A 12,217-nucleotide genomic window follows, 5' to 3' on the forward strand; every position below is an offset into this window, starting at 1 on the left:
CTACGGGATCTTCTCCAGACAGTACCCGAGCCCCCGCACCGTCGCAATGCGGATCGGTCCCTTCTCGATCTTCTTGCGCAGGCGGTGGATGTACACCTCGATGGCGTTGTTGCTCACCTCCTCGCCCCATTCGCACAGGCGCTCCACGAGCTGGTCCTTGCTCACGAGGCGGCCGGCGCGCTGCAGCAGCACCTCCAGCAGCCCCAGCTCGCGGGCGGAGAGTTCCACCATCTTGCCGTCGATGGTGGCGACGCGGCCGGCCTGGTCGTACACCAGCGGGCCGTGCTTGATCGTGCTGGTGGCGCCGCCCATGCCGCGCCGCGTGAGCGCACGCACGCGCGCCTCGAGCTCGGTGAGCGCGAAAGGCTTGGCCATGTAGTCGTCCGCGCCCAGGTCGAGGCCCTTCACGCGTTCTTCCACCGCGTCGGCAGCGGTGAGGATCAGCACCGGCATGCTGGAGCCGCGGGCGCGCAGCTTGCGCAGCACCTCCAGGCCGTGCATCTTCGGCAGGCCGAGGTCCAGGATCAGGAGGTCGAACTCGTTGTTCGTCATGAGCGCGGCGTCCGCCTCGGTGCCGCTCGCGACGTGGTCCACGGCCGCACCCGATGCCCGCAGGCTGCGCAGCAGCCCGTCGGCCAGCACCTGGTCGTCTTCCGCGATGAGGATGCGCATGCTCGTCTCCTGTCGGGGGTTGCGCCTCTGCGGGCGCTGTGGCGGAAATTGTAGGGTGGCGCCGCGCCAGCGGCGGAAGGTGAGCGAAGCGAACCCCACCGTTCTCGCGTCCGACTGACGTAGATCAGACGGCGCCGGTCGGCGTTTCCCGGCGCACGCCCGCCCCGGATACTGCCCGCAGCACAGGAGGGGACCATGCTGCGCGCATTGGGAGGACTGTTGCTGGCCGCGCTGGTGGCGGCCGGCGTGTTCGTCGGCGGCGCCCTGTGGCTCGACCGGCAGGCGAGCCCGGCGGCCGAGCGGCACATGAAGCTGCTGTTCACCGAGTGGCGCTACGACGATTTCGAGTTCCTCGCCAGTGCCGCCGTGCGCGAGGACCCGAAGACGCGGGCGACCGTGAAGGAGCTGCTGCCCTTCCTGCGGCAGCAGCTCGGTCCCCTGCGCCAGCTCGGCGAACTCCGCGGCACCGCCGGGGTGGCTTTCGGCGACGCGGCGCACGGCCAGGGCATCGTGGGCCACTACGAAGCGCCCGCGCGTTTCGAGAAGGCGGATGCGCGCATCCGCATGCAGCTGGTGCGCGAAGGCGGCGTGTGGCGCGTGCGCGGGTTCTGGATCGACCGCGTCCCCGTGCCCGCGGCCGCGGCGGCGAAGCAGCCTGCCTGACTCAGGGCAGGCCGCCCGCGTAGGCCTCCAGGCCGATCTTCACCACCGTCGCGACGTCCGCGCCGACCTCGGCGCGGAACTCCTTTTCCGCCTGCGCGACGGCGTCCTTGAACGCCGCCAGCCACAGCAGCCCCGTGGGCGTGAAGCGCACCATGCGCGCGCGGGCGTCGCGCGCATCCGGTTCGCGCGTGACCAGGTCCCAGGCCTCGCACTGGTCGACGAGGTCGCCCATGGCCTGCTTGCTCATGCCGGCTTTCTGCGCGAGGTCGGTGAGGCGCGTGCCGTCCAGGTCCAGGTGGCGGGTGATGTGGATGTGCGCGGCGCTGATCTGCGCCCGGGCCGCGAGGTTGGACAGGGCCAGCGGCACGTCGATGTTGTGCGCCATCAGGTACAGCACGCGCTCGTCGAAGCGCCGCAGCGCGTGCCCGAGCAGGCGGCCCAGGTGGGTGAGCCGCCAGCCTTCGTCCAGTGTCGTCATTCACCAATCGTAAGGCAAACTGACCAAAAAACACGTTGTCCGCCGGCAGCCTCGTTCGTTACATTACTGGGCATGCATCCAGCCTGTTCGTCGAACCAGTGGGTGCCCCAACAGGTAAGTGATTGATGGCCAAGGAGAAACAAGTCATGGACGCTCAAGTCAAGGGCACGAAGATCGCGGCGGCTGGCGACAGCGAGAAGGCCAAGGCCCTGCAGGCCGCGCTGGCGCAGATCGAGAAGCAGTTCGGCAAGGGAACGATCATGCGCCTGGGCGAAGGCGAGGTGATCGAGGACATCCAGGTGGTCTCCACCGGCTCCCTGGGCCTGGACATCGCCCTGGGCGTCGGCGGCCTGCCGCGCGGCCGTGTGGTCGAGATCTACGGCCCGGAATCCTCGGGCAAGACCACGCTGACCCTCCAGGTCGTGGCCGAGATGCAGAAGCAGGGCGGCCAGTGCGCCTTCGTCGACGCCGAACACGCGCTGGACATCCAGTACGCGCAGAAGCTGGGCGTCAACGTCTCCGACCTGCTGATCTCCCAGCCCGACACCGGCGAGCAGGCGCTCGAGATCGTCGACTCGCTGGTGCGGTCCGGCGCGGTCGACCTGATCATCGTCGACTCGGTGGCGGCCCTGGTGCCCAAGGCGGAAATCGAAGGCGAGATGGGCGACTCGCTGCCCGGCCTCCAGGCCCGCCTGATGTCGCAGGCGCTGCGCAAGCTGACCGCCACGATCAAGAAGACCAACTGCATGGTCATCTTCATCAACCAGATCCGCATGAAGATCGGCGTGATGTTCGGCAGCCCCGAGACCACCACCGGCGGCAACGCGCTGAAGTTCTACGCCTCCGTCCGCCTGGACATCCGCCGCACCGGCACGATCAAGAAGGGCGAGGAGGCCATCGGCAACGAGACCAAGGTCAAGGTCGTCAAGAACAAGGTCTCGCCCCCGTTCAAGACCGCGGAGTTCGACATCCTGTTCGGCGAGGGCATCAGCCGCGAAGGCGAGATCGTCGACATGGGCGTGCAGCACTCCATCCTGGAGAAGTCCGGCGCCTGGTACGCCTACAACGGCGAGAAGATCGGCCAGGGCCGCGACAACGCGCGCGAGTTCCTGCGCGAGAACCGCGACCTCGCGCACGAGATCGAGAACAAGATCCGCGAGGCCATCGGCATCTCCCTGCTGCCGGACGCCGTCGCCGAACAGGAGTAAGCGCGGGCCCATGGCCTTCGGGCAACTCTCGCTCAAGGGCCGTGCGCTGAAGCTGCTCGCGGCCCGCGAGCATTCCCGCCAGGAGCTGGAGCGCAAGCTCGCGCAGCACGAAACCGAGCCGGGGCAGGTGAAGGCGGCGCTCGACGAACTGCAGGCGCGCGGTTTCATCGACGAACAGCGCGTCGTCGATTCGCTGTTGCACCGGCGGGCGTCGCGGCTGGGTGCGGCCCGCATCCGGCAGGAGCTGCAGGCCAAGGGCATCGCCGCCGACCGCGTCGCCGATGCCGTGGCGGCCTTGCGGGGCACCGAGGTGGCGCGGGCGCGCGAAGTGTGGCGCCGCAAGTTCGACGCGCCGCCGGCCGACGCGCAGCAGCGCGCGAAGCAGGCCCGCTTCCTCATCGGCCGTGGTTTTTCCGCCGAAGCGGTGCGGCGCGTGCTTGCCTGGGACGAGGCGGACGAAGGCGGCGGCTGAGGCGGCACGCACAATGCGGGGGACGCATCGCAGCGACCCCATGTTCAAGAACCTGCTGAAGTCCATCCAGGGCAGCGCCCCGGCACCGGCACCCACGCCGGCACCCGCGCAGGCACCCGCGCCGGCGGCGGCAGGAGCGCACGTCGAAGCGCAGGCGCTGATCGCCCAGGGCAACGCCGCGGAAGACGCCGGCCAGCTCGCGCAGGCGCGCGGCCTGTACGAGCGGGCCGTCGCGCTGGCACCGGCCCTGCCTTCCGCGCACCTCAATCTCGGCATCGCACTCGAGGCGCTCGGCGACGCCGAGGCGGCCCGTGCCCGCTACGTCCAGGTGCTGGCGCTGGAGCCGGGCCATCCCTTCGGCGCCTACAACCTCGGCAAGCTCGAATTCACCCAGGGCCGGCTGCGCGAAGCCGAAACCCTGCTGCGCCGGGCGATCGCCGGCAAGGGCGACTTCCACCAGGCGTGGGTGCTGCTGTCCAACGTGCTGGATGCCCTGGGCAACCTGCAAGGCGCAGCCGACGCCATCGCGCAGGCCCTGCGCCTGCAACCGGACTACGCCGGCGCCCTGTTCAACCAGGCGAGCCTGCTGCGGCGTCTGGGCCGCATGGACGAATGCGAAGCGGCCGCTGCCCGAGCGGCGGCGCTCGATCCGGACAACGCCGACTATCTCTCCGCGCACAGCGCCGCCCTCGTCACGCAGGGCTTTGCCGCCGAAGCGCTCGCGCAGCTGCAGCGCGCGATCGCGCTGGCGCCCGCGCGTTTCGACCTGCGCTCCAAGGAGCTGTTCCTCCTCAACCTCGTCGAAGGCGTGTCGGTGGAGGAAGTCTGGGAACGCCATCGCCAGCTCGGCGCGCAGCTCGAGTCGGTGGTGAAGGCGCGCACGCACGGAACCCCCGACGCGGCCAGGCAGCGCCTGCGGCTCGGCTTCGTGTCCGGCGAGATGCGCACGCACCCCGTCGCCCTGTTCCTGCTGCCGGTGCTGGAGCGGCTGGACCGCCGCCGCTACGAGGTCACCTGCTATGCCAGCAATGCGCAGAAGGACGCGATCACCCAGCGCCTGCAGTCGCTCAGCGGCCACTGGGTGGACGCCGCCGGCTGGAAGGACGACCGGCTGGAGCAGCGCATGGTCGCCGACGGCATCGACATCCTCGTGGACCTCGATGGGCACACGAGCCAGGTGCGGCTGGCGGTGTTCGCGACGAAGCCGGCGCCGGTGCAGGTGGCCTGGATCGGCTACCTGAACACCACCGGCCTCACGCGCATGGACTTCCGCCTCACCGACGCGCGCTGCGACCCGCCCGCGGTATCGCAGGCGATGCACACCGAGCGCCTGCTGTACCTGCCGCACAGCCAGTGGTGCTTCCGCCCCTTCCTGGAAGTGCCGCTCGCACCGGCCGCGCCGTGCGAGCGCAACGGCTTCGTCACCTTCGGTTCGCTGAACAACGTCGTGAAGCTCACGGAACCCATGGCGCGGCGCTGGGGCCGCATCCTGCAGGCGCTGCCGGACGCGCGGCTGGTGGTGGCCGGCATCGCGTCGGAGAAGAAGCGCGATGCGCTGCTGCGCGCCATCGTGGAAGGCGGCGGCAGCGCCGAGCGCGTGCGCTTCGCGCCGCGCACGGACCTCGAAGGCTATTACCGGCTGATGGACGACATCGACATCGCGCTGGACAGCTACCCCTACGGCGGCGGCACCACCACTTTCGACGCGCTCTGGATGGGTGTGCCGGTGCTGGCGGTGTCCGGGCCGCTGCCCGCGTCGCGCAGCGCGGCGAGCATCCTCCAGGCGTTGGCCCTGGACGCCTGGATCGCGCCGGAGATCGCGGCGTACGAGGAGCAGGCGATCGCACGCGCGCGCGACGTCGCCGCCCTGGCAGACCTGCGGCGGACGCTGCGGGAGCGCCTGCGCCGTTCGCCGCTGATGGACGAACCGGCTTTCGTCGCCGCGTTCCAGGACGCGCTGGAGCGCGCCTGGCGCGAGCGTGCCGCCGCCGGAGCCGCCGCATGATGGGCGGGCTGTTCGCGCGGCTGCGCCGGCGTCCCGAAGCGGAGGCCCAGGCGCAGCGCGGCGAGGACGCCGCCGCGAAGGCGGCCGCCGCCCTCGCCGAGGGCAACGCCGCGCTGCAGCGCCAGGATTTCGCCGAGGCAGCGCGCCAGTACCGCGTGGCTGCGGACGCGCAACCCGCGGATGCCGTCGCCCGCCTGAACCTCGGCTTCGTCCTGCTGGAGACGGGCGACGCCACGGGGGCCGTGGACAGCCTCGAGCAGGCCATTGCCCTTGGCCAGGCCGGCGACGCTTTCCTGCCCGATGCCTTCTTCCTGCGCGGTCGCGCGCAGCGCATGCTCGGCCGCGACGACGACGCACTCGCGAGCTACCGCGCCGCGCTGGACCGCCGCCCGGATTTCGAGGAGCCGCTCGCGGAAGCCATCGACCTGCTGCTGGCGGGCGGTCGCGCGGAGCAGGCCTTCGAAATCGCCCGCGCGGCCCAGGCCAGGACGACGTCACCGACGCCGTGGATGCTCGCCGCGCGCGCCCTGCACCAGATGCAGCGGACCGAGGAAGCGCTGGCCACGCTGGCCGCCCTGCTCGCGCGCCATCCGGACCACCCCGGTGCCCTGGAAAGCCGGGGCACCCTGCTGCTGGAGGTCGACCGCGCGGAGGAGGCGCTCGCCGACTTCCAGCGGATGGAGGCCGTGCACGGCCCCTCCGTGCAAGGCGTGGTGAACCAGGCCGTGGCCCTGCTCGAACTCGAGCGGCCGCAGGACGTGGTGCGCGTCACGCGCGAGGCGGCGCAGGCGCATCCGGACCATGCGGAGCTGCAGTTGAACCGCGCCTTCGCGCAACTCACGCTGGGCGACTGGACCGAGGGCTGGAATGGCTTCGACCGGCGCTGGCAGGCGTGGATCGGCAAGGACGCCCCGTGGGAGCGCTGGCCGCGCTGGCGCGGCGAAGACCTCTCCGGGCGCACCATCCTGCTCGTGTGCGAGCAGGGGCTCGGCGACTCCCTGCTGTGCCTGCGCTACGTGCCGCTCGTGGCGCGGCGCGCCCGCGAGGTGGTGCTCGTGCTGCAGGCACCGCTGCTGCCGGTGGCGCAGGGGCTCGCACCCAATTGCCGGACGATCCCGCTCGGCGCGCCCGTGCCCGCCGTGGACTGCCAGTGCCCCCTCATGGGCCTGCCGCAGGTGTTCGGGACCACGCCGGGGACCGTTCCGGCCCAGGTGCCGACCCCGCACGTGGATGCCCAGCGCGTGGCGCGCTGGCGTGCGGTGCTGCCCGAAGGCCCCGGACCGCGCGTCGGGCTCGTGTGGTCCGGAGGGGCCAAGCCCCGCCACCGCTCCGTCCCGCTCGCGCAGCTGGCCGGCCTGGCGGCGCTGCCCTGCCGCTTCGTGAGCGTGCAGCAGGAGGTGCGCGAGGACGACCGGGCTGCCATGGCGGCCTGGCCGGGCCTGTTCGACGCCGGGCCGCTCCTGCACGACTTCGGCGACACGGCGGCCCTGCTGCAGTGCCTGGACCTGCTGGTCACCGTGGACACCAGCGTGGCGCACCTGGCGGGCGCGCTGGGCGTCCCCGTGTGGAATTTGCTGCGTTTCGCGCCGGACTGGCGCTGGCTGCTGGATCGCGGCGACACACCCTGGTATCCCTCGATGCGCCTGCTGCGGCAACGGGCGCTGGGCGACTGGGGACCTGTCGTCGCGCAGGTACAACGCGAGTTGCAGTCCTGGCAGGCTCCGCGACAATAGGCCCATGTTCAGCTGGTTTTCCACGGCGGAGTCGGTCCGCTTCGGGCAGGAGCTCGCCACCTTCGTGCTCTCCGAACTCTCGGCCTCGGCCGCGAAGAACGACGCCAAGTTCACCGCGAAGGCGGAGAAGGCGCTCCTGCGTGCCGACGAACGACTGCAGCAGTTCAAGGTGCGCGAGCGCATGAACGTCTTCAAGAAGGCCAAGCTGGCCAACGCCTTCCTCTGGACGCTGAAGGACAGCGGCTGCAGCGAGGAATACGCCAGCAGCCTGACCGACTGGCTCAGCGTCCGGCTCTAGCCGTGGGCTGGCTGCGCGACGTGTTCGGCCGCGGCGGCCAGCCGGCCGTCGCCACCAGGCCGTCTCCGTCCCCATCCCCGCCGCCGGCCACGCCCGCGTGGCGCACCCTCGGCAACCAGGCCCTCGCGGCCGGCGACCTGGCCGAAGCGCGGCGCTGCTACGAGCAGGGCGTGCTCGCCGAGCCCGGCGATGCCGCGCTGCGCATGAACCTCGGCTACGTGCTGCTGGAACAAGGGCAGTTCGCCGGGGCCGCCGAGCGGCTCGCGCAGGCGCTGGCGTTGCGCCGACCGCAGGACGGGTTCGCGCACGAAGCGCACTTCCTGCTGGGGCGCGCCCAAGCCGCGCTCGGCCAGAACGAAGACGCACTCCGCAGCTTCGAGGCCGCCACCCTGCTGAAGCCCGATTTCGTGGAAGCCTTCGACGAAGGCACGCGCGCGCTGCACCAGCTGGAACGGCATGCGGAGGCCGCGCAGTGGGCGCGCCGCCTCTGCGACCTGCGCCCGGACCCGTTCACCCGCATGGTCCTGGGCAACGAGCTGCTGCTCGCCGGGCAATCCGGGGACGCCGCCGCGGTGCTGGCCGAGGTGCGCGCGGCGGACCCGGGCAACCTGGAAGCCGCCGTCCTCCACTACCGCGCGCTGATCAAGGCGGGACGGGTCGAGGAGGCTCTGGCCGCCGTCGACCGCGCGCTGGAGCTCGGGGGCCGCACGGCGCCCCTCCTCGTCATGCGCTCGGTGCCGCTGGAGCGGCTCGCCCGCTTCGACGAAGGCCTTGCCTGCCTGGACGAGGCGCTCGCCCTCGAGCCGCACCAGCGCGACGCCCTCGTGAACCGCGGCTCGATGCTGCTGCAGACGCTGCGCGTGGCGGAGTCCGTCGCGGCGGTGGAGGAAGCGCTGCGGACCTATCCCGACGACGCGGACCTGCACTGGACCTTGAGCATCGGCCTCATGCTCCTGGGCGACTACCGGCGCGGCTGGGCCGAAGGCGAGTGGCGCATGCGCAGCGTGGCCTTCCGCAACAAGGCGCTGCAGCTGTCGCAGCCGCAGTGGCAGGGCGAAGACCTCGCGGGCAGGACGCTCTTCGTGCACACGGAGCAGGGCTTCGGCGACGCCATCCAGTTCCTGCGCTTCGTGCCGCAGGTCGCCGCGCGGGCGAAGGAAGTGCTGCTGCTCATCCCGCCCGGGCTCGAGCCGCTGGTGGCGGGCGTGCTGCCGGCGAACTGCCGCATCCTGCCGCAGCGTTCGCTGCTGCCCCCGATCGACTTCCACTGCCCGCTCATGAGCGTGCCGGCGGTGCTCGGTTGCACGCTGGAGAACCTGCCCGCGCAAGTGCCTTACCTGTTCGCGGAGGAAGGCAAGGTGCAGGCCTGGCGCGCGAGGCTCGGCACGGACCGCCTGAACGTGGGCATCGCCTGGTCGGGCAACGCGCGCCACGTCAACGACCACAACCGCTCGATGGCGCTGGCCACCTTCCGGTCGCTGCAGGCGCAAGGCTGCCGCTTCGTGACGGTGCAGCCCGAGCTGCGCGAGGCGGATCGCGCGGAGCTCGCCGCCTGGGCCGAGGCGGTCGACCACGGGCGGGAACTGCGCAACTTCGCGGACACCGCGGCGCTGGTGCAGGCGCTCGATCTCGTGATCACCGTCGACACCAGCATCGCCCACCTCGCGGGCGCGCTCGGCAAGCCGGTGTGGATCCTGCTGCCCTGGGTGCCCGACTGGCGCTGGATGCTGGAGCGCAGCGACTCGCCCTGGTACCCGAGTGCGCGCCTCCATCGCCAGCCCGCCGCAGGGGAGTGGGGCCCGGTGCTGGCGCAGGTGCACCGCGACCTTGCGCAGCTGGCGCAGGGCCGCTGAACCGGCGGCTCAGAAGCCCTTCTTGCGTGCTTCCTGCGCAGGGATGTGCATCTCCGTGAGCCAGGAAGGCCATGCATCGGCGGGCGAGGGTTCGTGCTCGCCGAGCTTGCGCTCCATCGCGGTGACGTTCCACTTGTACTTGCGCAGCACCTGCCGGATCCACGGCCCGGTGAGCTCCGGGCCTTCCAGCGCCAGCGCCCGGTACAGCCCGCCGGTGAGCCACTTCTCGGTGAAGTACACCGCGTCGCGCAGCTTGACCAGGTTGATGAAATCGTTGGTGGGGCTGCCCGAGGCGCCGAGCGAATGCCGGCACAGCGCCTGCGGCACGACGTACACGCCCCAGCCCCGCGCGCGCGCCGTGAAGGCGAAGTCGGAATCGGAGCAGATGAAGCGCATGTTGGCGTCGAACTGGCCGATCTCCCGCACCACCCGCGTGCGGATCATCATGCAGGCCCCGTTGGCCCAGTAGGTCTCGAACGGGTCCCGGTAGCTCTCGAACGGGTCGCAGCGGTGCACGCCGGTCGGCCACGCGCGCAGCGAGCCACCCCACGTCACCTGCTTCTGCCCCGTCGAGGCGGAGTGCTGGTACTGCACGGGGCAGGCGATGCCGCAGTCCGGCGTCGCCTCCATGAACGCGACGAGGCGCTGCACGCACTCCGGGTCCATGTAGGCGTCCTGGTTCAACACCACCACGTAGTCGACGTCCGGCCGGTAGCAGTACTTCGCGAGCCCTTCGTTGACGGCCGCCGTGTACAGGATGTTGTCGTGCGTGTTGTCCCGGACGAAGGTCTCGCACTCCCGCCAGGTCTGCGCGGCGATCGCGGCGCGGCACTGCCGCAGCTTCTCGTGTTCCTTGTAGAAGGGGATGATGATCGGCACGACGGCCATGGGTCCTCCGGGTGGTGCGCGCATCGTAACGCCGCCCGCTGGACACAGTCGCGCCCGTGCAACAGGGGCGGTGCGCCATGGCCCCGCTCCGCGAGAATGGGGCCATGAGCAACTGGTTGCGGAACACCTTCGTGCGCAAGCGCCCGGACGCACCGGCACCGGCGGCAGCACCGGTGCAAGCGACCGTCCCCTGGATCCAGCAGGGCAACGCCGCGCTCGCGGCGGGCAATCTGGCGGAGGCCGCCCGCTGCTATGGGCAAGGCCTGCAGGAGTCGCCGCAGGACGGTCCCCTGCTCGTGAACCTCGGCTTCGTGCTGATGGAGCAGGGGCAGTTCGCCGCCGCGGCCGAACGCCTGCGCCAGGCGCTCGCGGTGCGCCGGCCGGGCGACGGCTACGAGGCCGATGCGCACTTCCTGCTCGCGCGCGCCCAGGCCGCGCAGCGCCACCTGCCCGAGGCGCTCGCGAGCTTCGATGCCGCCGCCGGCGCGCGCTCCGGTTTCGTGGAGGCGCTGCAGGAAGGCGCCGGTGTCCTGCAGGCGCTGGACCGCCATGCGGAGGCGGTGCAACGCCTCGAGCGCGCGCTGCAGCTGCAGCCCACGCCCGCGGCGCGCATGCTGCTGGCGCAGGCGCTGCATCGTGCCGGTCGCCATGCGGAAGCCGCCGACCTGCTCGAACAGGTGGTGGCGGAGGAGCCGCGCAACATCGACGCCATCGTGCTGCGGCACCATGCGCTGGTGCGCGCCGGCCGTTTCGAGGAAGCGCTGGTGGAGATCGATCGCGCCCACGCGCTGGTCGTGCCCGATGCGGCGCTGTGGGTGAACCGCTCCGTGCCGCTGGAGCGGCTGCGGCGCTACGACGAGTCGCTCGCGTGCCTGGACCGGGCGCTCGCCCTGGAGCCGGGGCACCGCCAGGCGCTGGTGAACCGGGCCACGGTGCTCCTGGGGCAGCTGCGCATCGAGGATGCGGTTGCCGCGACCGACGCCGCCCTGCGCCTGCACCCCGAGGACGGCGACCTGCACTGGATCCGCGGCTTCGCGCTGCTGCTGCGGGGCGACTACGCGCGGGGCTGGCCCGATTTCGACTGGCGCAGCCGCAGCGCCAATTACCGCGGCGCGCAGACGAAGCTGCCGCAGCCGGTCTGGCAAGGCGAGCGCCTCGAGGGCCGCACCATCCTGCTCCACGCGGAGCAAGGCTTCGGCGACACCATCCAGTTCCTGCGTTTCGTGCCCCGGGTGGCGAAGCTCGCACGCACGGTGCTGCTCGTGGTGCCGGAGGCGATGGAACCGCTGGTCCGCGGACAACTTCCGGTGAACGTCCGGCTCGTGCCCCCCCGGGCCGTCCTGCCGCACGTCGACTACCAGAGTTCGCTCATGAGCCTGCCGCGGCACCTGGGCGTCACGCTCGACGCGCTTCCCGGGCCCATGCCTTACCTGCACGCCGATCCCGCCGCGGTGCAGCGCTGGCGCGACCGCATCGGGACGGACGGCTTCAGGATCGGCATCGCGTGGGCGGGCAATCCCGCGCAGGCCAACGACCGCAACCGCTCCATGCCGCTCGCCATGCTGCGCGAGATCGCCGCGCCGGGCTGCCGCTTCTTCACGCTCCAGCCGCAGCTGCGCGAGGGCGACCGCGAGCTGCTGGCTGACTGGCCGGAGGCGGTGCACCTCGGGGCCGAACTGCATGACTTCGGCCAGACCGCGGCCCTCGTCGAGGCGCTCGACCTGGTCGTCTCGGTCGACACGAGTTCGGCCCACCTCGCCGGAGCGATGGGCAAGCCCGTCTGGATCCTGCTGACGCACGCCGCCGACTGGCGCTACCTGCTGCAGCGGACCGACTCGCCGTGGTACCCCAGCGCGCGCCTGTATCGCCAGCCCGTGGCGGGCGACTGGGCGACGCCGGTGGCGCAGGCGCGCGCGGACCTGGCCGCGCTCGCGGCGCAGCGCTGAA

General features: G+C 71.6%; 11 protein-coding genes. 8 read left to right on the forward strand and 3 right to left on the reverse strand.

The genetic code is table 11. From position 1 onward, the window contains the following. The gene (locus H8N03_RS07415) at window positions 1–672 is read right to left on the reverse strand and encodes a response regulator (RefSeq protein ID WP_187075518.1); all 672 of its coding nucleotides are present in this window, start codon (window positions 670–672) and stop codon (window positions 1–3) included. Between the two features lie 195 nt (window positions 673–867). Between H8N03_RS07415 and H8N03_RS07420 the strand changes: the two genes are divergently transcribed. After that, window positions 868–1,335: a hypothetical protein gene (locus H8N03_RS07420; protein ID WP_187075519.1), complete on the forward strand. Its 468-nt coding sequence runs from the start codon at window positions 868–870 to the stop codon at window positions 1,333–1,335. Window position 1,336: 1 nt separating this feature from the next. Here H8N03_RS07420 and H8N03_RS07425 read toward each other — a convergent pair whose 3' ends face one another. After that, window positions 1,337–1,813, reverse strand: coding sequence for a MarR family winged helix-turn-helix transcriptional regulator (locus H8N03_RS07425; protein WP_187075520.1), 477 nt, complete (start codon window positions 1,811–1,813; stop codon window positions 1,337–1,339). Between the two features lie 146 nt (window positions 1,814–1,959). Between H8N03_RS07425 and recA the strand changes: the two genes are divergently transcribed. Genes recA through H8N03_RS07455 form a run of 6 tightly spaced genes read left to right on the forward strand, consistent with a single transcriptional unit; the run spans window position 1,960 to window position 9,382 of the window. Then, window positions 1,960–3,021 carry a recombinase RecA gene (gene recA / locus H8N03_RS07430; RefSeq protein ID WP_187075521.1) on the forward strand — a complete coding sequence of 354 codons (1,062 nt, stop codon included), beginning with the start codon at window positions 1,960–1,962 and terminating at the stop codon, window positions 3,019–3,021. A gap of 10 nt (window positions 3,022–3,031) precedes the next feature. Next, complete coding sequence (gene recX, locus H8N03_RS07435) at window positions 3,032–3,493, forward strand: recombination regulator RecX (RefSeq protein ID WP_187075522.1); 462 nt, start codon at window positions 3,032–3,034, stop codon at window positions 3,491–3,493. Window positions 3,494–3,533: 40 nt separating this feature from the next. Next, window positions 3,534–5,498: an O-linked N-acetylglucosamine transferase, SPINDLY family protein gene (locus tag H8N03_RS07440; RefSeq protein ID WP_187075523.1), complete on the forward strand. Its 1,965-nt coding sequence runs from the start codon at window positions 3,534–3,536 to the stop codon at window positions 5,496–5,498. After that, window positions 5,495–7,231: a tetratricopeptide repeat protein gene (locus H8N03_RS07445; protein WP_187075524.1), complete on the forward strand. Its 1,737-nt coding sequence runs from the start codon at window positions 5,495–5,497 to the stop codon at window positions 7,229–7,231. Before H8N03_RS07440 ends, H8N03_RS07445 begins: the two co-directional genes overlap by 4 nt. Window positions 7,232–7,235: 4 nt before the next feature. After that, window positions 7,236–7,529 carry a hypothetical protein gene (locus tag H8N03_RS07450; RefSeq protein WP_187075525.1) on the forward strand — a complete coding sequence of 98 codons (294 nt, stop codon included), beginning with the start codon at window positions 7,236–7,238 and terminating at the stop codon, window positions 7,527–7,529. A gap of 2 nt (window positions 7,530–7,531) precedes the next feature. Then, window positions 7,532–9,382, forward strand: coding sequence for a tetratricopeptide repeat protein (locus H8N03_RS07455; RefSeq protein ID WP_187075526.1), 1,851 nt, complete (start codon window positions 7,532–7,534; stop codon window positions 9,380–9,382). Window positions 9,383–9,391: 9 nt separating this feature from the next. Here the strand turns inward: H8N03_RS07455 and H8N03_RS07460 are convergent, their stop codons facing one another. Beyond that, window positions 9,392–10,270: a glycosyltransferase family 2 protein gene (locus H8N03_RS07460; protein ID WP_187075527.1), complete on the reverse strand. Its 879-nt coding sequence runs from the start codon at window positions 10,268–10,270 to the stop codon at window positions 9,392–9,394. Window positions 10,271–10,374: 104 nt separating this feature from the next. Between H8N03_RS07460 and H8N03_RS07465 the strand changes: the two genes are divergently transcribed. Continuing rightward, window positions 10,375–12,216, forward strand: coding sequence for a tetratricopeptide repeat protein (locus H8N03_RS07465; RefSeq protein WP_187075528.1), 1,842 nt, complete (start codon window positions 10,375–10,377; stop codon window positions 12,214–12,216). Window position 12,217 lies beyond the last annotated feature (1 nt).

The sequence above is a fragment of the Ramlibacter cellulosilyticus genome (assembly GCF_014297465.1).
GTDB classification, from domain to species: Bacteria; Pseudomonadota; Gammaproteobacteria; order Burkholderiales; family Burkholderiaceae_C; genus Ramlibacter; species Ramlibacter cellulosilyticus.

Bases quoted from the DNA above. Each gene is read 5' to 3' on its own strand.
- H8N03_RS07415 (WP_187075518.1), bottom strand. From the start codon at position 672: ATGCGCATCCTCATCGCGGAAGACGACCAGGTGCTGGCCGACGGGCTG.
- H8N03_RS07420 (WP_187075519.1), top strand. From the start codon at position 868: ATGCTGCGCGCATTGGGAGGACTGTTGCTGGCCGCGCTGGTGGCGGCC.
- H8N03_RS07425 (WP_187075520.1), bottom strand. From the start codon at position 1,813: ATGACGACACTGGACGAAGGCTGGCGGCTCACCCACCTGGGCCGCCTG.
- recA (WP_187075521.1), top strand. From the start codon at position 1,960: ATGGACGCTCAAGTCAAGGGCACGAAGATCGCGGCGGCTGGCGACAGC.
- recX (WP_187075522.1), top strand. From the start codon at position 3,032: ATGGCCTTCGGGCAACTCTCGCTCAAGGGCCGTGCGCTGAAGCTGCTC.
- H8N03_RS07440 (WP_187075523.1), top strand. From the start codon at position 3,534: ATGTTCAAGAACCTGCTGAAGTCCATCCAGGGCAGCGCCCCGGCACCG.
- H8N03_RS07445 (WP_187075524.1), top strand. From the start codon at position 5,495: ATGATGGGCGGGCTGTTCGCGCGGCTGCGCCGGCGTCCCGAAGCGGAG.
- H8N03_RS07450 (WP_187075525.1), top strand. From the start codon at position 7,236: ATGTTCAGCTGGTTTTCCACGGCGGAGTCGGTCCGCTTCGGGCAGGAG.
- H8N03_RS07460 (WP_187075527.1), bottom strand. From the start codon at position 10,270: ATGGCCGTCGTGCCGATCATCATCCCCTTCTACAAGGAACACGAGAAG.
- H8N03_RS07465 (WP_187075528.1), top strand. From the start codon at position 10,375: ATGAGCAACTGGTTGCGGAACACCTTCGTGCGCAAGCGCCCGGACGCA.